Genomic DNA, 20,369 nt, shown 5'->3' with positions numbered 1-20,369 from the left:
TCATCTTCCTTCGAGTTCAACAAAAGCTGCTAGCAATGCCTTAATGTAACCAATCGAATAAGCAAAGCCTACACTACCATAACTCCAGCCAATATTTGAATGAGCCCAGTTTCCATCAAGATCCGGATTATCCCCTTCCATCATTGGAACATGGTCAGGATTTAAACAGCCATTATATCCAACCTTGCGAAGTTCTAGTAAAATCTTAAACATATTCATATCTCCGTCATCTAGTAACGCCTCTTCAAAGGCACCTGCTGTAGGCAAGCTTCCTCTTACATTACGGAAATGAACGAGAAAAATACGATCTTTTCTACCATAATGATTGATTTCATTTAAAACCAGCGGACTTCCACCTTCTTCTGCTCGAGTTCCAATGCAATAGATGTAGCCAACATTTTTGCTTGGGAATTCATCCATAATTCGTCGATAGCCCAGGCCTCCAAAAGGTGTATCATGATTTGGTGAATCAGAAGGATGCATTCCTAAATTCACCTCATAGTCTTCACATACAGGGACAATTTTTGAATAGGCGTAACGAAAACGGCCCCACCATTTTTCATGTTCTTCTAGAGTTGGAGTTTCATAAGGTTCTTTGTTAAACCCTAAGCTTTCACCACGTGCAATCGCGCCTCCTCTTTGTCTTGCCTTGTAGCTCTTTGTCATGTAATTATAGGTATCTCCAGCAAATCGTTGTCTTACAATCTTAATTCCTGCTTCCCCAAATACCTTCACTGCATTTACCGAGTTTTCTATCTCTTTTTCACTACCCTCTTCATTGTTCATAAATTTATTTGAAAGATCCGGCAATGTGACGCGGTTAATATCAAGTCCAAATGATCTGATTTTGCGTTTCATTTTCAACAGTACATCCAGATCAGGATAACCTTGTTCTTTTACACCAGGAAATGACGATCCTGTACCAAAATCAATGCAATCTACCCCTAACTGACACATTTGTCGTAATTCAGCATCAGTTAAATCAAATTTAGTCGTCGTTACTGACACTTTCATCATCTTTATTTCCCCCCTATGTTATATTTGCAGAAAAACGAAGTATCCGCTTACATTTATCACTCGCATGAAGTAATTCATAAGATATTACATTTTAATTGTAAGACAATAAAAATGTATAGTCAACCATAAAAATATAAAATTCTAATTTGTTTGAATTTTATATCCTTTTCTTGCAGTTAAAAAAATAAACCCGAATATGAGATAATCTCAATTACGGGTTTATGTTTAAGCGGAAAGACACTTATCTATTTAGCTTTCAAATTTTTTAGGGCTTTCTTTCTCACGAAATCTAAATGACGGTACATACTTGTATATGCCTCGATTGGATCACGCTTTTTAAGGGCATTATAAATATCAATATGATATTGAATGGTTTGCTCTAAATTTCGGTCTTCTAAAGGAATTTGTTCTAATACTTTTTGATGAAAGCTTTGCAATGGTTCAATAATTGATTCAAACAGAGGAATTTTAGCTGAAAGAGCAATTACCTTGTGGAATTCTTTATCAACTTCTGAAGAATCCTCCGTTGGGAGACCTTTCATCTCTTCAATCAAATCATTAAGCTTTGCTAAGTCTTCATCTGTTATTTTTTCGGCTGCTAATGTTATTAATCCAAGCTCTAACGCAACACGCGTTTCAATAATGGAATAAAGATCTGTCGCGGAAAGTGCAAGCATCATTGAAAATGGCTTACTTCCAACCTTGTCAGAGAAAAATGTGCCATTACGGGTCTTTCTGTTCACAATCCCCAATACTTCTAACGATGTCATCGCTTCCCTTATGACAGGTCTGCTTACATTACAGATTTCCATTAATTCTAATTCGGAAGGAATGCGATCACCTGGTTTGAGTTGGCCTGTTGTGAGTAACGAGATAATTTCATCTATGACTTGGTTAGAAAGCGTTTTACGACTTAGGGATTTAATATCAACACTTTTATTTTCCACTGTTGCCCCTCCTTTCTTCGATGTATAATTGTATGACAATTTTACTAAATCGTAATTCAATAATTGGTAGTTGTCAAGATTTAGCTGATGTTGTTTAAATCGAACCATTCAAAGGTAAAAAATGCGTTACCCTAAGTAACGCATGCTTACTTTTAACGATTATCTGACTAAACAAGGTTTTTTCGGATCAAACTTCCAACCAGGAATTAAGTATTGCATAGCGATTGCGTCATCACGCGCACCAAGACCTTCTTTTTTATAAAGCTTATGAGCTTTTTCAATTTCATCCATATCGATTTCGATGCCTAATCCCGGTTTTGTCGGAACTTCAACCATACCATTTACAATACGAAACGGTTCTTTTGTCAAGCGCTGGGCATCTTGCCAAATCCAGTGAGTATCAATTGCGGTGATTTTTCCTGGAGCTGCTGCCGCAACATGCGTAAACATTGCTAAAGAGATATCAAAATGATTATTCGAGTGTGAGCCCCATGTTAATCCCCATTCATGACACATCTGTGCAACTCGAACAGATCCCTGCATTGTCCAGAAATGAGGATCTGCTAAAGGAATATCGACTGATTGAAGCTGGATGGAATGCCCCATTTGACGCCAATCAGTTGCAATCATATTTGTTGCGGTTGGAAGACCTGTCGCACGTCTGAATTCGGCCATAATTTCGCGGGCAGAATAACCGTTTTCTGCACCACATGGATCTTCAGCATATGCTAAAACATGATGTTGATCACGGCATAATCTAATTGCATCCTCCAGTAACCACCCCCCGTTTGGATCGAGTGTGATTCGAGCTGCAGGGAAGCATTCTGCTAAAGCAGTAACAGCTTCGATTTCTTCTTCCCCGCGGAAGACACCTCCTTTTAATTTAAAATCATTAAACCCATAACGAGTATGAGCAGCTTCCGCTAAGCGAACGATGGCTTCAGGGGTTAACGCTTCTTCATGACGAAGGCGGAACCAATCATCCTCTGCTTCCCGGTCACTTACATACGAAAGGTCAGTTTTGTTACGATCCCCGATATAGAAAAGATAGCCAAGCATTTCAACTTTATCCCTTTGCTGGCCTTCACCAAGCAGAGCTGCTACAGGCACACCTAAAAATTGACCAACTAAATCTAGGAGTGCTGCTTCTAAAGCGGTTACAGCATGAATCGTCGTACGAAGATCAAATGTTTGGAGGCCGCGTCCGCTTGAATCTCTGTCTGCAAATTGCTGACGAACTTTATTTAAAATATTGTTATAAGTTCCAATTGATTGCCCCATAATCAAAGGTTTTGCATCTTCTAATGTTTGACGGATTTTTTCACCGCCTGGTACTTCACCAACACCTGTATTTCCATGGTTATCTTTTAAAATGACAATATTACGTGTGAAAAAAGGCGCGTGGGCACCGCTTAAATTTAAAAGCATGCTGTCATGCCCTGCAACAGGAATAATCCTCATATCTTTAATTATAGGCGCACCAGTTTTTACTGTTTCTTTTACTAGTTGATTTTCCATTTCATTCTCTCCCATCATATCCATTTAATTTCTATTAAGCTTTCAAATCAACACGCTTAATTTCACCTACAAGGAATAAATAGCTAAAGATAGCAACAAGTGCATTTGCACCGACGAACACAAGTGCACCGTTGAAGGAACCAGTAGTGGCAATAATATATCCGATAATGATCGGTGTCGTAATCCCTGCAATGTTACCAAATGTATTAAAAAGTCCGCCACTAACACCAGACATTTCTTTTGGAGATGTATCAGACACTACAGCCCAGCCAAGTGCTCCAAATCCTTTGCCGAAAAATGCTAACGCCATGACAAAAATCACTATCCACCTAGCTTCAACATAGTTGGCAGCTACCAAGCTCATAGACAAGACCATTCCAATGACTATAGGTGTTTTACGAGCAATGGTTAAAGAAACCCCTTTTCTAAGCAAGAAATCTGAGAATATTCCCCCAAGAATCCCGCCTAAAAAGCCGCATATTGCAGGTAGGGAAGCAATAAAACCTACTTCTAAAATCGTCATGCCTCTTTCTTGGACAAGATAGACAGGAAACCATGTAAGGAAGAAATAGGTTAGAGTTGTAATACAATATTGACCAAGGTAAATTCCTAACAGCATTCTATTAGATAATAGTTTTTTTATATTATTCCAGTTTGCCCCTTTCTCTTCCTTCTTCTCGTTTTCTACCTTTTGATCCATATTGATTAAGGCCCCGCCTGCCTCAATATAATCAAGCTCAGCATTACTAATTCGCGGATGATCCTTTGGACTGTATATTGCTTTTAGCCAACAAAAAGCAACAATAATACCAACCACACCCATAAAGTAGAAGACATATTCCCAACCGAATTGATATGTAATGTAACCCATAATTGGAGCAAAGAGAACGGTCGCAAAATACTGCGCTGAATTAAATGTTGCTGCTGCTGTACCCCTTTCATGACTTGGAAACCATGATGCAACAATTCGACTGTTTGCAGGAAAAGATGGTGCCTCAGATAGTCCAACTAAAAAACGTAGACCGAATAACACCATAACAGCTGTCCCTGCTGTTCCAAAAACGCCGATAAATCCTTGTAAAAGGGTAAAAACTGACCAAAGGAAAATGCTCCAAAAATAAACCTTTTTTGAGCCAAAGCGGTCAAGTAGCCACCCTCCAGGAATTTGTCCCGCAACATATGACCAAGCAAATGCCGAGAAAACATACCCCATCATAACAGAATCCAATCCTAACTGATTAGACATATCAGAACCGGCAATTGACAACGTGGCCCGATCCGCATAATTAAGGGCAGTTACTAAAAAGAGCATAAAAACAATAAACCAACGTGTACGTGTCCTTTTTTCTGTTGCAGGAATCATTGGTGAAGTACTTATCACTTTTTCTGGTGCACCCATAGCTTCACTTCCCTCATCTTGAATGACATCGCTTACATAATTCTGATACACCCGTCAGCCATTTTTGTCTAAGTTACATTAAAAATCACACCTCTTTTTGATAATTTAAAAAAATCTATATTTTTGTCTAATTGTAAGACAAATAAAAACAGATGTCAACGTCTTTTCTGCAAGTGAAAATTGTGTTTATATGTGTACTAAATTGTTTGATTTGTTATAAAGTGAAAAATTAACAATTAATCTTCATTCTATTTGTCTTACACATACAATAAACCCATCAACGGAAACTTACCCAATACCTCGGTGATTTCCAGTTGAAATAAATAAGGTGTATGCCTGTTAAAGACAACACCTAACTTTATATGATTATCCATGGTATCTATCAATCAATTTATATATTGATCTACAAAGCCCCAAACCGTGTTCCAATAAATCTCTGGATCTACCTTCTCCGCATCCCCATGATTTGCTTCTGGTATAATAAGCTTTTCCTTTTCAACATTTGCTGCTTCATACACTTCATTCATCATTTCAAACGGGACAAACGTATCAGCATCACCGTGGATAAATAACATTGGTGTAACGCTTTTACTTACTTGTTCCACTGCGGATGCCTCATATAAATCATATCCTGCTCGAATGTTTGTTACGCTATTTGCTGCATTCATGACTGGGAATTCAGGTAAACCAAAAAGATCATCTAATTGGTAAGCAAAGACATCACTAACTGAAGAATAGCCGCAATCCTCAACAATCACTTTCACGTTATCCGGTAATTTTTCTCCAGAGGTCATCATGACAGTTGCGGCACCCATTGATACACCAAATAATACGATTTCTGCTTCCGGATCTTTTTTGATAATCTGATCAATCCAAAGTAACATATCTTTACGGTCTGGCCAGCCCATTCCAATATAATCCCCTTCACTTTTTCCGTGTCCACGAAGATCTGGTGAAAGAACATTGTAGCCTCTTTCATAGAAGTTTCGTACGTATTTTGTCATTCCTTTTGCATTGCCATTATAGCCATGAACAACGATCGCCCATTTATGTTGAGTCTGGTTATTTTCATATAAATAAGCATTCAGTTTTAATTGTTGCTTATCAGAAGAAATGATATTAAGTTGAGCAGGCTTATGCTCTTTAGTAAACAAATCATCAGCTAGCTTTTCTCCCTCTGCGACTGAGGCTACTACTGCCTTACTCTCCTCTAAATGAGGATTATCTTCTAAAAATTCTTTTTCGCGATCAACATTTAATGCGAAATTATAAAAGTAGTTCCCCACCAGAAAATACGATATTACTAACAGGGTCACAATTGAACCAAAAATAATGAGTTTCTTTTTCATGCGCACACTCTCCAGATTTTTATACTTTTTTCCTATTTTTACGATTGAGTTAATTTCTTTTTCAGCAAGCCTAATACATACCTGCAATAATAAGCGAACCCAATTATCTATCCCTTAATATACTCCATTAATTTACCAAACAGTAAAATAACACGTGTAGAGTATGTTTAGATTAAGTTTATTTTACTAAATAAATTGAAAAAAAGGTAAAGACCTTTTCATTTCTAAATTATGTATGGAATAGGTAGTGAATGGCTTGATTTATAATTTCAAACGACAAGGATCATACTAAAAAATATGAAGTTTTATTTGATCGTTCTGAAAGGAGAGAAATATGGAATCTTCTAATCAAGTTAGAGTAGAACATGATGCATTAGGGGCGATTATGGTACCTATGTTTGCTTATTATGGTTCACAAACTCAGCGTGCTGTCGAGAATTTCCCTATTAGTGGTATCCGATTTCCGCGCGTGTTTATTAAAGCACAAGGAGTCATCAAAGCTTCTTCAGCAAGTGTCAATATGGAGTTAGGTCTGCTATCTCCCGAAATAGGCAAGGCAATTATTCAAGCTTCTGAAGAAGTTTCGGAGGGAAAATGGGATGAGCATTTTGTTGTTGATGTGTACCAAGCTGGTGCTGGAACATCACAGAACATGAATGCTAATGAGGTGATTGCAAATCGTGCAGCAGAGCTATTAGGGAATTCGCAAAAAGTTCAACCAAATGATCACGTGAATATGTCCCAATCAACGAATGATACATTTCCTTCAGCATTGAATATGGCTTCTGTTGAACTGTTGATACAAAAGCTACTCCCTGCAATATCAAAATTAAAAGAAGAATTCCAAAAGAAAGCAGAGCAATTTATGCCTGTTATAAAATCTGGTCGTACACATTTGCACGACGGGGTTCCAATTCGTTTAGGACAAGAATTTTCGGGCTATGCCGAAACCATCCATTTCGTATATCAACAGCTCGAAAAGAATCTTGATTCATTATATGAAATAGGATTAGGCGGACAAGCAGTCGGAACAAAGCTCAATTTACCCCCTATATATAAATCGAAAATCATTCAAGAAATTAATAAACGAACAAATCTCCCATTTCGACAGCCAACAAACATTTTCAAGTTTATGCAAAATATGCATGAACCGATACGCTGTATGTCTACTTTAAAGGAGCTTGCCCTACATCTTATTAAAATTACAAGTGACCTGCGTTTACTTAGCTCAGGACCAAGGACAGGCTTTGAAGAAATTACTCTGCCATCAGTCCAACCAGGTTCAACGATTATGCCTGGAAAAGTAAATCCTGCCATATTGGAAATGACCCATATGGTTTGCTGCCAAATTATAGGATATGAAACAGCTGTTGCAGCTGCTGCGACTGCCGGCCAATTAGAAATCAACGTCATGATGCCGTTGATTGCCCACACTTTCCTTCATTCCATCGAGTTACTCACAAATACGATAGATACCCTTACTACCAAATGCATAAGTGGAATCCAAGCGAATGAAGAAAAATGCCGACAATGGATGGAAGATAGCCTTGCCCTCGTAACAGGTTTAAGCTCCAAACTTGGGTATGAACTAGCTTCTCAAATTGGATTAAAAGCAGACGATGAAAATAAAACGATTAAAGAAGTGCTCATGGAAAATGGATTGTTTACAGAGGATTTGCTTAGGGATATTGATCCGGATGAGATGGTTTGAGTTTCATCAAAAAAGATGATGTCCAAAATAGACATCATCTTTTTACAATACTTAATTATGTAATTATTTTGAATGCATCTATGATAAAATGATTCCTAATTATGAATTATACATTATTAGTTTAAGAGGCAGCTTATTAGGAGGAAGAAAATGTTTCCCACATTAGAGACAGAAAGATTGATATTAAGAGAAATCACAAAGAATGATTCTAATGCCATATTCTCTTGTTTTTCCAATGAAGATGTCACTCGATATTATGGACAAGAAAAATTAAATAGGATAGAACAAGCAGAGGAACTTGTAGACTTTTTCTCAAATAGCTATAAGGAAAAAAAGGAATACGTTGGGGAATTGAACGAAAAGGAATTCAAGATTTTATCGGGACGATTGGATTTAATGCTTGGTCACCCAAACATAAACGGGCAGAAATAGGTTATGAATTACACCATGAACACTGGAGAAAAGGCTATACCTACGAGGCTTTATCAAAAGTCATTCAATATGGATTCGATGAATTTGGTCTTACTCGTATAGGAGCAGTTGTTTTTCTAGATAATAAGGCATCAAATAAATTGCTAACAAAAGCTGGATTTCAAAGAGAAGGCGTTTTGAGGGATTATATGTATCAAAATGGCGAGACATACGATACATATGTTTATTCAATTGTTATAAATAATAGAAAAGATACTTCTTGATCTATCGCAGTTTATATAATAAAAACCATTTCTCATACAATTTTATTCAGTGCCCCAAAATTCCAAATTTCTAACACTGAGCTGATCGTAAAATCTTGAGTTCAACAAATGTGATTTTCCTTCTTGGATAATCTCAAATTTATTGTAGTTAATTAAAATTACAAAGTACGTTTCACCATCCATAGAAAAAGCTTATAATGTAAAACGAGAAAATAAATTAGAAATGGATAACATATCGCTGAATACCAAATTTTCCACTCATTATATTTGATAAAACCAAATTTAAAAGAAATGAACTCAAATAGTACTGTAAGCAAAGTGAAACATAAAATAAAAACTACTTTCCATTTAATCGGTTTACCAAATGGGAACAGATTCAATACTATGATACTAGTTGTAGAATATAAAATAACTTGACCAACTAATGGAGGAATTTGTACTCCGGGCTTATCAAGTACATAAAGTCTATATTTTACAGCTAATATCGTATCTACAAAAAGACCAAAAAATGTTGCAAACAAGGAAGTTACATAAATTTCAAATAGTTTCATTTTTTTAGGAATGATTAAAGCTACTAATACGAAAATAAAGCTTGCTATATATACAAAAATTGTTTGTGGTTCCATTTTCATCCCCTCAAAAGATATTACGGTTCGTTATTTTAAAAAGTGTCTTTATCTATTTACTTGTGTAAAAAAACTACCTCCTCTTAAAGAATCATCAAAATTTCTTCATATAAATAACGATCATGACAAACTATTTCATATCATTAATGTCTACATTAAAAATACTCAACAATGATACGATAATAATGATTGAAAATAACCAAGCTAACAGAGGATTTTTCTGGTGAATAGGTAAAATAAGGAAAATTATACAAGTAAATAATACTGACCACCAAATATTCCAACCATTATGGTATGTAATAAATCCTAACTTTGAGTTAAAAAATTCTTCACCTAAATATATGCCAGTCCATAACAAAAACCAAAAAAATCGTCTTTTCCATCCATTTGGAAACCTGCCAAGATAAATAAATACTGTTGCAGAATAAACTATAACCATAGCTAAAATTGTAATCGTGGTATGGTTAGGCAAAATTAAATCATGAAATAACCACATTGACTTTTGATAGAGTAGAAAGTTATATAAAAAGTCTCCCATAATGAAAAAAAGAATGGTCGAATAATATTGTTTCCAATTTCTCCAATCTCCCCATAAATACCCTGCTATCAGATAGATAGCGTTAAATATAATATACATTAGACCAATCCTTTACGAAGAGTAATACTAGTTTCACCAAATTTAAATGTATTATTAGGAAAATATTCGAATCCTACTCATAAAACAACTTTTAAACTTTACTAGGATAATCATAAAAGGCTTTTATTCACTCTTTAGTTTATAATCTGCACAATAGGAAAACTTTAAACCTATAAAAAGGTCGAATCCATTACGTTGCTATGGATCCGACCTTTTTTAGTGTGTTCTTATGTTTATAAAAATTCACTTGTATCTGCGCTAGTGAAACTTTCCCCTTTAACCTGCTTTAACGTGGCTACGATAAGAAAGCTAACAATCACTAATAGGAGCCAAGAACTCACTTTTCCTAGATGAACGAGACTCCATGCATCTGTTTGGTTTGGATATTTCCAAGCTCCAAAGAATGTTGCAATATTTTCGGCTATCCATATAAAAAATCCTATAAGCACAAAAGAAAGCGCGAGAGGCATACGGTAAAGAGTTCCATTAACTTCGTATTTAACCCATGATTGCCAAAAGACGATCATGACAAGTCCTGCTAACCAAAAGCGGACGTCAATCCAATAATGGTGGGTGAAAAAATTCAAATATATCGCAGCTGCAAGAGGGACAACTACTAAAAACGGCGGCCACTTAACTAGTTCTACCTTTAACCTTCTCCATGCCTGACAAAGATAACTTGCTACACTTGCGTACATGAATCCGCTATACAAAGGCACACCAAAAATTTTTGAATAGCCTTCCTCTGGATAAGACCAGGAGCCCATATGTACCTTAAAAAGTTCAAGAGCGAGTCCAATAAGGTGGAACAATGTAATTACCTTTAGTTCATCCCTTGTTTCAAGCCCTGAGCGCACCATCCACCACTGCATCAGCAGACAAATGATGAGCAGCCAGTCATAGCGTGGTAATAAGGGAAAAGGCATGATTTGTGTAATAGCCAAAGAGGCAAAAATAACGACAGGAAACAAACATGACAGGGCTTGCTCCCAACCAAAACGAACGAGTTGTTTTAGTGCTTTCACAATTTATGCCTCCATAGTTTTTTTCTAATGATCAGTGTAAGATCTGCTTATTAAGATTCTTCATCACGTCGGTATTCTAAAATGTCTCCGGGCTGACAATCTAATGCTTTGCAAATTGCCTCCAATGTTGAAAGCCTAATTGCTTTTGCCTTTCCATTTTTCAATATAGATAGGTTAGCCATTGTTATTCCAACCCTCTCCGAAAGTTCTGTTACACTCATTTTCCTTTTAGCCAGCATCACATCAATATTGATTATAATTGCCATTTTTATCACCTCAGACCGTTAAGTCATTTTCTGATTTTATATCAATCGCCTCTTTTAAAAGCCGTTGAAGTACAGCAGCGAATACTGCGATCACCATTGATGCAAAGATAGGGACCATTCCGATGATAATAAGTCCTGGGGCATCGTCCAGCTCTGCTACGATATATACGAATGGTAAAATAATCGCGTATAAGGAACTGATTGTGATTGCGCAGAATTTTATGTCCTTCAAAGCTTTTACAGAGATTTCTGAGAAAGCTTTGTTCTTGTCAATATAATTTAGAAGTCTAAAAGCCTTATACAAAGCAATGTAAAATGGTATCGCTGATACATACACACCTATTACAATCGGGTATAGTATATGGGCGTAATCTGGATTTGCTGGATTCTTAGCTAACCAAGTCAATCCAAATATACACAAAGCAAGAACTGGCGTACCGATAAGAAAAACAGCTAACTTTAAAAAGAGTGTTGAACCTCGTTTCATAAAAAAGCACCTCACATATTTATTTTCAATATGAATTTAACACATCATTTATCGTTTTACAATAAATATTTATTAATTTTAATAATATATTTATTTTTACACATATATTTCAAAAAAAATAAAAGCATCCCTCCTTTCAGAGAAATGCTCCATTTCACTATGTGAAACTAACCTGACCAGTTCTTTTTAAGATTAGTTTTTAAAAATTCCAGATGATGTATCATTTAATTGGTAATATATGAAGATCATCTCGGATAAGTAATCATTTAATTTTAATAAATTTTCCTTTGAAACCCATGCATAATCCGTTCAAGCGCCACCCATCCTATAAACTTTGGTTTTTCCCACCCTGGAGCAGTTGTTAACTTTTCTACATCAAGGTAATGATCAATCCTCACCTTTTCCCACGCATGAATAACTTTTTTGTCGCCAATAGTTAGCCCTACATGCCCCCAATTTTTACGCTCGCCATTAATGACTCCTACGCAATCATAAAAAACAAAGCTGCCTTTTGGAGGCATACTATTATGCATATTTGCCTCATATAAATCAGCAGATTCTTTTGCGGTATCTCCGCCAAAGATTTCAATATTATTACTTCTCTCTAATGCATCCTCTACAAAGGCTAAACAAATATAACAGTATTCTTTTGAATTTAGATGACCCTTCGCCCACTCAATTGCATTATTCATATACTCATCAAAATTTTTATCCATTTATTATCTCCTCTTAGATTACTCGTTATCTCCACGGTCTAATATATTCACCCAAAAAAGCTTTACTCCTTGTGTGAGAAATAAAATTCTCTGAGCATTGGTTCTTTGACTAACCTGCTTCTTTCGTTTAGACAGAAACAAATTAATAAAAGCCTACATTTTTGAAGGAAATGATTAATACAATTTTTAAGAGGTGATGGAAAATGCCAAGAGTAAAATATACAGACAGTGACGTTGCTTTAATGGCAAGGATGATGAGGGCAGAAGCCGAAGGTGAAGGACGTCTAGGGATGCTTATGGTTGGTAATGTCATTGTAAATCGACTAAAAGCTAATTGTTTAGATTTTGAGGGCTTAAAAACAGTACCGCATGTCATTTATCAAGTCCAAGGAGGAAATTATTCTTTTGAAGCAGTACAAAAAGGGAATGTTTTTTATAACAGAGCAAGAAGTGCAGAAAAAAGATTAGCCAAACAAACCTTAGACTATTGGAGAGAACAGCCTTCTAAATTTGCTCTTTGGTATTTTAATCCGTATGCTGCATGTCCACCTACATGGTACGATCAACCTTTTGCAGGACAATATAAACAACATTGTTATTATGAACCACAAGCTAATACCTGCGAAGGTGCTTACACATGGTAGAATTACCCCACTAAAGTGGGGAATTTTTTTGGTTCTTTGATCAATCCATCCTTTATTTCATAACTTTAATTGAATTCCACTTTAGATTTTATAATTTTCATGGAGAATATGAATGTGATGTTCAACATGCCCTGGTATAATACACGCTGCCGCAAGAACTGTAAGCGTGTTGTTTCTAAAAGTGCCCGTATTACGTAAATCCTTTTCTCTTAAATTGTTAATTAAAGTAAGTGTTGATAGTCTAACAGATTTCCATTCTTCTACTATCCCTTGAATTGGCCGTTTGTTAAATCTCCCCCGAATAACATATTCCCCAAAGTTAATAGTTGGAATTGGGGTGGAATCTCCACGGGCCATGCAAAAGAGTCTATAGCAGAGCATTCGTTCAGCATCAATCAAATGCCCAACAACCTCCTTGATACTCCATTTTCCTTGCTCATAGCGAAACTCGGCTTCAGTTTCTGACAATCTCGAAATAAGTAAATAAAAAGATTCCATCTGTTTGACATATATCTGATTCAAATCACCAGCAGGCACCAATTTCATGTAGCGTTCGAAATATTGATCATACTCTTTTGGAAGAGGACGTTCAGTGATCATTCGCAATTCCCCCCATTTTTAAGAATCATAGTACCTAAAAACAATATATTTAGTCAGGTATTGTTAATAGGACCCATTAGTAAAATATTTTACTTTCATTATGTTTAGACTTTTCGTTCCTTTGTGTGTTTTTCCAATAAGTGTCCGGTCCATTACTTATTAAAGTTGCCTTTTTCGGTACCTGCTTAATTATTAGAATGAGATTAAGTATATCAACTGATGATGCCATTGAGTTTAATATGATTAAAAATTTTAAAGTTGTTGTTAATAGTCCCAACATGCCAAATATTAGTGGTGAAATGATAGAAATAATAATAAATGGAGCTATTGTAATAAAAATATACCTAGGTTTAGAAACCTCTTCTTCTGTTATCACAAACCCCCCGAACAGAGTAATTCCTATAAATGTTTTTTCTGATTTGATAAAATTCGGAATAAATATCAAATGAAGTAATTCATGAAATATTAATAGTAAGACTAGCCAAAAAATGATACTAAAGTTAATTGTTATAGTTAATGAATCAGTTGTAAACCCAAAATCTCTAAAAGAAATAGTGGAAAAGATCTCTATAACTCCAATAGAGATAAATGCATTAACAATCATTAAAGGGATAGATAACAAAATTGCGCTAATTAAATTTTTAGGTTCATTCATAGGAATCCATCCATTTTTAATTAAGTCCAAATGGATGTCTTGGTTACTTTTTGGCAATTTATTTATTATTTTCATTTAACCCCACCCATTCTTGCTCAATTGGAATAAAAATTGTACTTACTTGTATAGGGATGGATATATATTAACATATATATCCAATTATATTAAAATATTCGTCAAAGTATGTAACCTTTTAATGGAATATTATAAACAACATTATTTATGAACGATTCTTTCAATAGAAATAAAAGCTAAGTGACGATCGTGAACTTTTTCCTAACCTTGCAATTGCTCTTTATTATCTATATTTTCATTTTTAGCGATTTTATGAGGTTCTGGAAGTAAGAGATTAAGAATAGATGCTCCTATTAAGATAATAATTGAAAAATAAAAGGAAATGGTATAATTGTTCATCATACTATAAAATAAGCCTGGTAAATATGCACCCAATGCTGAACCTATTTGATGGCTTAAAAATAACCATCCCAAAATAAAGCCAATTGAATATTTTTTAAAATATTGAGTAGCTAGTAATTGTGTAGGAGCTACCGTTGCAAAATCAACTAAACCGAATAGTACAGCAAAAATAAGCAGAAGCATAGAATTTTGACTATATAAAAGAATACAGATTGATAGTGCTCTGGTCATATATAAAAAGAACAACATCTTCCGACTGCTCCAACGGTCTGCTACTACACCTGAGATTAAAATCCCTATAATATTAAATCCAGCTAGTAAACTTACTGCAGCACTAGTAACACTGGTTGAAAACCCATGGTCATGTGAAAAAGGAATGAGGTGAGTATCCATTAATCCCGTGGTAGTAAAACCACAAATAGCAAAAGGCAAAATCAAGAACCAAAACTCCCTTTTCTGAAAAACATCCCATAATGTAAAGTTTATGTTCGAATCTCTTTGATCAACTGAATTTTCTTCTATAACTACCCCGCCAATTGGATTTAACCCTTTTTCTTTTGGATGATTTCGCAGGAATAAAAGTACAGCAGGAAAGACAATGAGTACTAGGAATACACCTAAGATCACAACTGTTACTTTCCAATTAAACCAATGAATTAATATAAGAGATCCAGGAACAAGTAACATTTGTCCAGCACCAAATCCGGCTTCCATAATCCCAAATGCAAGTCCACGTTTTTCATTAAACCAGTTGGATACGATCACTGTTGCTGCTACATTAGATGCCCCCCCAACACCAATAGAAACCACTACCCCATAAAGAATAAATAATTGCCATGGATGACTCGCAAACGATGTGAAAGAAATACTTATTCCCACCAAGAAAGTACTGAAAGATAAAATCATACGAGCACCAAATTGATCAACCAGCCTTCCTATAACTGGTTGAGATAGGCCATAAATAATAAAACTTAAAGTTGAAATAAGAGAAATCGTTCCTCTATCCATTGAAAATTCATTTTCCCAAGGTTCAATAAAAGCACCAAACGAAAGACGAACACCTTGTACTGCCAAAAACGTTAAAAAAGTTAAAAAAACAATAACCCAAGCATAATGAAATCTTATCTTCATACAGCCTCCTAAATATAAAAACAGTTATCTTGTCCCTAGCTCTAAATCCCAACGCTCCTCTTCTAAGGTTACTCCCCACATTTCTTTTTCTTCTAGTTTTTCAGTCATTTCAAAACCAAATTTTTTATAAAGTGTTCTTGCAGTTAACATATCACTAACTGTCCAAAGAAAAATTCTCTCATAATCATGTTCTTTACAGTATTGAACAATAGAATTGATTAATTGAGTACCTATTCCCCTTTTATGAAATGCTGGGTTTACTAAAAACCATCTTAATTGTCCTACTTTTTTATGATCATTCACCAAACCAATACAACCTGCAAACTGACCACCAATTTCTGCTATCCATATCTTTTCTATTTCAGCATCAAAGGTTTCGCGAAGATATGATAAGAAACTTTTATCCCACTTATATACTTGGTTATAAAAAGACCATTGTTTTTCAATGATGTTATTGACATCTTCAGAAGTGTAATAACTCCTAATTGAAACAAATTCTTCTTTTTCTTTAAATGAATGAGCAAGAATTTCTTGTATTGTGTTCATGGAATAAACGAGCTTTTCTTGTTCGGAATGATCTAATTTTTTAAGAATATAATCTACCTGCTGGTTTGCCTTCTTTTCCAACTCTTTATAAATGAATTCCCCGTAATCTGTTACATATAAAAGATGATTACGTCCATCTTCTTTACACTTCTGTTTACGGATCATTTTCTCTTTTTCGAATTTTTTGATAATTCTGCTTGTATAACCGCCATCTAAACCCAATTTTTCCTGAATATTTTTAGCCGTACAATTGTTAGTGTTGTAGATTTCAAATAGAATACGAGTTTCTGATAAAGAAAAAGGGCTGTCATATATATGTTCATTTAAAAAGCCTAAAACATCCGTATAAAACCGATTGAACTTCCTAAACTCAAGGCCGAACTGACTTTCCACATTACTCATTTGTACACCTCTTAAATTCTAATATTTTATTATTTACCAATTTTACCCTTAAACACTTGCCTAAGTCAACTATTATTTCTGTTTAATGTAAGCGATAAATATTGTACGTATTTACAGAATAAAAGTAATTTTAAATGAATAAGCCTTTTGGATGCATATAAAAAGCATCAACTGACTTTGATGACAATTAAGCAAAACAACAAAAGGACTAAAAGGTCTTAATTTAAGGTTCATTTTTTATTTCCTCATTCTTGGAAATTCTCTCACTTTTTCTTCATAAGTTTCCAACTTCATTTATCAATCCATTTAATTTAGTAGTTCAAAATGCATTTTGGTTGGTAAGGGAGGTGTTTATCATTTATAAAACACAGGAAAGAATATATTTTTTTCAAAAAGTAGATAATAAGATAAAAGTTCTTGAGGAGGGCCGAAATTGGGATTTGCCATTATCTTCTTTGCTTCATGGCTAATAACTGCACTATTTGTAGTCATGAAAAAAAAACTTTCGTTTATCGAAAATTCATTTGTCATACTATTTGCTCTCATTATTAGTATAAATTGGTCCTGGTTTATTTATGAAGAGTGGAAACTTGTTGAAATATCCTCACAGCCTTTGAATCATACCGCCTTTTTAATCAGCCGGAGCATAACCATACCATTAATAATTGTTACAACGATGAATTTATTAGATGCAGCTTCTTCTGCAGTGAAATCATTCATGATTATTTTGTTCTCAGTTTTCATCTTGGCTTTATTAGTTGTGATTAGTAATTATTTTAATATAACGAATGCTATTAGATGGAATTTTATTTACGATATCTTGTACCTCATTTCACTAAATCTAATGACATATTTTTTTCTATTTTATTTCCGGAAACTTAGCCAAATTGAGGTGAAAGTTTAATGATTCCGTGGGAGAGTTTCGATAAAAATGAAGTTTTCCTCATAATTTTAAATATTGCTGCATACTTAGTCGTTTTTCTTCTTCCCAAAAAACTAACACTTCAAATGAAAATTTTTAGTTTGCTTTGGGGGTTTTCAGTTGGTACTTTATTCGATTTTACAATTGGGGGTGGATTAGTCGACTATTATAGAGTGAATGACCTAAACAATTATGAGGTAACAGATATTTTTTATTATTTATTGTTTGCACCTTTCGGATATTTCTTTTTTTATTTTTATGAAGTCTTCAGAATTTCCAAATCGACTTTTATTGTTTATGTTTTGACTTGGTCACTAATTGGAGTAGCTGCACTTTGGCTTTTAACGCTTATGGACATCATTACATTTCAAAAAGGTTTTAAGCTTTCTTATTCCTTCCCTGTTTTTTTAGTTACTCAAACCATAACAGGAATATATTTTATATTTGTCAAAATAAGAGAACAGATATTAGTAAACAAATCATAATAATAAAGTGATCTGTTCTGTCCCCTCTATGCGGGATCACAAATACAAGCATTTTCATTATTAGGTTATTTTTTTCAATAAATAACCTAACTGAAATGCTCTCTTTCTCTTCTTTATTCCAGGCTATATTTTGTTCCATCGGTACAGTACTTTATCCGAATTTTACTTCTATTAAATCCAGTTTCAATTTCCTCCCCATTCGCATTTCTTTCAGCACTGCTTCTACTTGTAGGTATCAGCAAATAACGTGTAATTATCTATGATATGACATCATTCCTGATAGGATCGAAGGTTTTCTTTCTGGTTAAAACTCATTTCCCATCATTGAATTCACCTTTAACACCACCAGAGTGAGAAATAATTTCTTTTTCCTTGTCCATCTGTCATCCTAAATTCTTTAAATGTTAAGAAAGCGATTAACATTATTTTCATCTTCTATTGTTTCCTGGATAAGTTCTCTTAGTTCATCTTCGTTGTCGATTTCATGCAAGTCTTTTCCATACCATGTTTCTAGATCTTCTCGCGAAATTGAGTAGTCATCCATATCAGAATTAAATGTAATCCAATTCACATTTTGTATTAACGTAAACAAATATGTAGCATTATTAATAACTGTTTCTTTATCAAACAATTCATACTTTACAATGATACCAAATGGTTCCTCTTTTGTTTTTAGTTCAATCCCATTAAAATGTTCTGCGGCCAGTAATTGATTAACAATGTTTATTACTGCACTGTTATCACCAACAAACGAATCTTTATATTGAAAAATATCATTACTTGTATGATTTGAATTACATCCGATTACAAAAAGTAATATCAATAATAAGATGGTTAATTTTCTCACTAACAATTCTCCTTTTAAATCCCAAAATCTCACTTTATTAATATGGCAAAATTACACTTAAACTTTCTTCATAAACGTTTCTCTTTATTTTTAGCTGTTAGTAAATATTTCACGTGTTATTTCTTCTTTATTCCTACCTATTACTATTATTTCGTAGGTTTCATTAGATGCAGGCAAGTTATTTGATTTTATATTTTTATTGGCAAGATTAATAAGTTCATTTAGAATGTTCTCATCATTTATTTTTGGTTTTTGAAATGAATTTTTCAAAATAATTTTTATTGGTTGTGGGTTAAAGTCTATTGCGATCCCTGTATAATCGCTACTACTATTTTTTAAAGAATCATCAATTTGAGGAATAACGTACATCCATTTATTCTCAAAATCATTATCTGGAATAGGCTGAATACTATCAGAATCAAAAAAATTAAATTTAATTCCAACAAACAATAGCAAGAAAAATAAAAAAATGACTCCTGCTGCCTCAAAAGCGTGTTTTCCTTGTTTGTTTTTAAATCTTATTTCCTTCCTATATTTTTGTTGTATTTTCCTCATTTTTGAATCTATTTTCATAAAAGGACTCCTTAAACTAGTTAGGTTTTAAGGTATGTTGACCAAGAAAATTTTTTCTACTAAATTAATTATTTTTATGTAGAACAATTATAGAATTCATCCTTTTTACGTTAGTAGAAAACTCTACAATTTAATACTAGTTTTAACATAAATATCCATTATTATGAGTTTATAACTAAACCTTTGCTTTTAATAATCTAATTCTGACTAAAATTTGAAAGTAAATGATGATTGCTGTTGTTACACATAATGAGCCACAAATGATAAATAGAGAGAACAGGATACGGCCACCTATTGTTGAAGAATTAAAGGTAAAATAGCTAAATAGTAATAAACCTCCTCCCAATACTGAAAGATAGTAAGAAAACCATTTTTTCATTTGTTTTAAAGAATAGAAACCAATAAGAATTAATATATATAAACTGCTTAAAATCATAATAATGGGAAAAACAGGTTGAAATTTAGAAGCATCAATAAAGTAATCCAATTGTGAAATGTCACTATGATAACTTACTCCGCCATTAATTAGCTGTGTAAAAGGTGTAGAATATCTCCATTCCCAAGGATTATCCAAAATCGCACTGCCTTCATACCAAGCAACGGCCGTTGAAAATAAAAGGAGCATAGCGGCAACACCGAATTGAGTGATAAAACGAATCATATTACATACGACCTCCCAAATGCATTTTAAACCGCATTTCTCATTTTACCATAAACTGTAATTAATTACTCCGCAATATTGGCTAAAATGGTA

22 protein-coding genes and 1 pseudogene are annotated in these 20,369 nt (G+C 34.2%); 5 read left to right on the top strand and 18 right to left on the bottom strand.

Going from position 1 to position 20,369, the window contains the following annotated elements; all coding sequences use genetic code 11:
* The 5 genes from AC4GZ8_RS21530 to AC4GZ8_RS21510 form a co-directional block, all read right to left on the bottom strand.
* Complete coding sequence (locus AC4GZ8_RS21530; RefSeq protein WP_491083962.1) at positions 1 to 1,017, bottom strand: mannonate dehydratase; 1,017 nt, start codon at positions 1,015 to 1,017, stop codon at positions 1 to 3.
* 245 nt (positions 1,018 to 1,262) lie between these two features.
* A complete protein-coding gene (locus AC4GZ8_RS21525; RefSeq protein ID WP_491083961.1) occupies positions 1,263 to 1,964 on the bottom strand; it encodes a FadR/GntR family transcriptional regulator in 702 nt (233 codons plus the stop codon).
* Positions 1,965 to 2,123: 159 nt separating this feature from the next.
* On the bottom strand, positions 2,124 to 3,482 hold the full coding sequence (gene gudD, locus AC4GZ8_RS21520) for a glucarate dehydratase (protein ID WP_491083960.1): 1,359 nt from the start codon (positions 3,480 to 3,482) through the stop codon (positions 2,124 to 2,126).
* A gap of 34 nt (positions 3,483 to 3,516) precedes the next feature.
* A complete protein-coding gene (locus tag AC4GZ8_RS21515) occupies positions 3,517 to 4,845 on the bottom strand; it encodes an MFS transporter (protein WP_491083992.1) in 1,329 nt (442 codons plus the stop codon).
* Between the two features lie 422 nt (positions 4,846 to 5,267).
* On the bottom strand, positions 5,268 to 6,230 hold the full coding sequence (locus tag AC4GZ8_RS21510; protein WP_491083959.1) for an alpha/beta hydrolase: 963 nt from the start codon (positions 6,228 to 6,230) through the stop codon (positions 5,268 to 5,270).
* Positions 6,231 to 6,564: 334 nt separating this feature from the next.
* On the opposite strand from AC4GZ8_RS21510, the gene AC4GZ8_RS21505 reads away from it, so the two are divergent.
* A complete protein-coding gene (locus AC4GZ8_RS21505; RefSeq protein ID WP_491083958.1) occupies positions 6,565 to 7,941 on the top strand; it encodes a class II fumarate hydratase in 1,377 nt (458 codons plus the stop codon).
* Between the two features lie 150 nt (positions 7,942 to 8,091).
* Positions 8,092 to 8,636 (top strand): annotated as a pseudogene (locus AC4GZ8_RS21500) (GNAT family N-acetyltransferase).
* A gap of 158 nt (positions 8,637 to 8,794) precedes the next feature.
* On the opposite strand, the gene AC4GZ8_RS21495 reads toward AC4GZ8_RS21500, so the two are convergent.
* The 6 genes from AC4GZ8_RS21495 to AC4GZ8_RS21470 form a co-directional block, all read right to left on the bottom strand.
* Entirely contained in the window at positions 8,795 to 9,262 is a 468-nt protein-coding gene (locus AC4GZ8_RS21495) for a CBO0543 family protein (RefSeq protein WP_491083957.1), read from the bottom strand.
* A gap of 130 nt (positions 9,263 to 9,392) precedes the next feature.
* The gene (locus AC4GZ8_RS21490) at positions 9,393 to 9,899 is read right to left on the bottom strand and encodes a CBO0543 family protein (protein WP_491083956.1); all 507 of its coding nucleotides are present in this window, start codon (positions 9,897 to 9,899) and stop codon (positions 9,393 to 9,395) included.
* A gap of 233 nt (positions 9,900 to 10,132) precedes the next feature.
* Positions 10,133 to 10,924, bottom strand: a complete 792-nt coding sequence (locus AC4GZ8_RS21485) for a DUF817 domain-containing protein (protein WP_491083955.1) — start codon at positions 10,922 to 10,924, stop codon at positions 10,133 to 10,135.
* A 50-nt stretch (positions 10,925 to 10,974) separates the two neighbouring features.
* On the bottom strand, positions 10,975 to 11,190 hold the full coding sequence (locus AC4GZ8_RS21480; protein ID WP_491083954.1) for a helix-turn-helix domain-containing protein: 216 nt from the start codon (positions 11,188 to 11,190) through the stop codon (positions 10,975 to 10,977).
* A gap of 10 nt (positions 11,191 to 11,200) precedes the next feature.
* Entirely contained in the window at positions 11,201 to 11,677 is a 477-nt protein-coding gene (locus tag AC4GZ8_RS21475) for a DUF2975 domain-containing protein (protein ID WP_491083953.1), read from the bottom strand.
* A gap of 272 nt (positions 11,678 to 11,949) precedes the next feature.
* Positions 11,950 to 12,393 (bottom strand): NlpC/P60 family protein, encoded by a 444-nt coding sequence (locus AC4GZ8_RS21470; RefSeq protein WP_491083952.1) that lies wholly within the window; start codon positions 12,391 to 12,393, stop codon positions 11,950 to 11,952.
* A 203-nt stretch (positions 12,394 to 12,596) separates the two neighbouring features.
* On the opposite strand from AC4GZ8_RS21470, the gene AC4GZ8_RS21465 reads away from it, so the two are divergent.
* The gene (locus AC4GZ8_RS21465) at positions 12,597 to 13,037 is read left to right on the top strand and encodes a cell wall hydrolase (protein ID WP_491083951.1); all 441 of its coding nucleotides are present in this window, start codon (positions 12,597 to 12,599) and stop codon (positions 13,035 to 13,037) included.
* Between the two features lie 81 nt (positions 13,038 to 13,118).
* On the opposite strand, the gene AC4GZ8_RS21460 is transcribed toward AC4GZ8_RS21465, so the two are convergent.
* The 4 genes from AC4GZ8_RS21460 to AC4GZ8_RS21445 form a co-directional block, all read right to left on the bottom strand.
* Entirely contained in the window at positions 13,119 to 13,637 is a 519-nt protein-coding gene (locus AC4GZ8_RS21460; protein ID WP_491083950.1) for a DinB family protein, read from the bottom strand.
* A gap of 76 nt (positions 13,638 to 13,713) precedes the next feature.
* A complete protein-coding gene (locus AC4GZ8_RS21455) occupies positions 13,714 to 14,367 on the bottom strand; it encodes a DUF3267 domain-containing protein (RefSeq protein WP_491083949.1) in 654 nt (217 codons plus the stop codon).
* Positions 14,368 to 14,568: 201 nt separating this feature from the next.
* Complete coding sequence (locus tag AC4GZ8_RS21450; RefSeq protein WP_491083948.1) at positions 14,569 to 15,840, bottom strand: MFS transporter; 1,272 nt, start codon at positions 15,838 to 15,840, stop codon at positions 14,569 to 14,571.
* Positions 15,841 to 15,864: 24 nt separating this feature from the next.
* On the bottom strand, positions 15,865 to 16,788 hold the full coding sequence (locus AC4GZ8_RS21445; RefSeq protein ID WP_491083947.1) for a bifunctional helix-turn-helix transcriptional regulator/GNAT family N-acetyltransferase: 924 nt from the start codon (positions 16,786 to 16,788) through the stop codon (positions 15,865 to 15,867).
* A gap of 433 nt (positions 16,789 to 17,221) precedes the next feature.
* Here AC4GZ8_RS21445 and AC4GZ8_RS21440 point away from each other — a divergent pair, with 433 nt between their 5' ends.
* Complete coding sequence (locus tag AC4GZ8_RS21440) at positions 17,222 to 17,692, top strand: hypothetical protein (RefSeq protein ID WP_491083946.1); 471 nt, start codon at positions 17,222 to 17,224, stop codon at positions 17,690 to 17,692.
* Complete coding sequence (locus AC4GZ8_RS21435; protein ID WP_491083945.1) at positions 17,692 to 18,195, top strand: hypothetical protein; 504 nt, start codon at positions 17,692 to 17,694, stop codon at positions 18,193 to 18,195. Before AC4GZ8_RS21440 ends, AC4GZ8_RS21435 begins: the two co-directional genes overlap by 1 nt.
* A gap of 397 nt (positions 18,196 to 18,592) precedes the next feature.
* On the opposite strand, the gene AC4GZ8_RS21430 is transcribed toward AC4GZ8_RS21435, so the two are convergent.
* The 3 genes from AC4GZ8_RS21430 to AC4GZ8_RS21420 all read right to left on the bottom strand — a co-directional run bounded on the left by AC4GZ8_RS21430 (position 18,593) and on the right by AC4GZ8_RS21420 (position 20,276).
* Positions 18,593 to 19,042 carry a DUF4825 domain-containing protein gene (locus tag AC4GZ8_RS21430; RefSeq protein WP_491083944.1) on the bottom strand — a complete coding sequence of 150 codons (450 nt, stop codon included), beginning with the start codon at positions 19,040 to 19,042 and terminating at the stop codon, positions 18,593 to 18,595.
* Between the two features lie 90 nt (positions 19,043 to 19,132).
* Complete coding sequence (locus AC4GZ8_RS21425) at positions 19,133 to 19,615, bottom strand: hypothetical protein (protein WP_491083943.1); 483 nt, start codon at positions 19,613 to 19,615, stop codon at positions 19,133 to 19,135.
* A 175-nt stretch (positions 19,616 to 19,790) separates the two neighbouring features.
* Entirely contained in the window at positions 19,791 to 20,276 is a 486-nt protein-coding gene (locus tag AC4GZ8_RS21420; RefSeq protein WP_491083942.1) for a YjdJ family protein, read from the bottom strand.
* Positions 20,277 to 20,369: the final 93 nt, after the last annotated feature.

It is taken from the genome of Metabacillus sp. RB-C-LZQ-3-1 (assembly GCF_058315175.1).
Note: the sequence above shows the minus strand (reverse complement) of the source record. Positions and strands in the feature narration are given on the sequence as shown.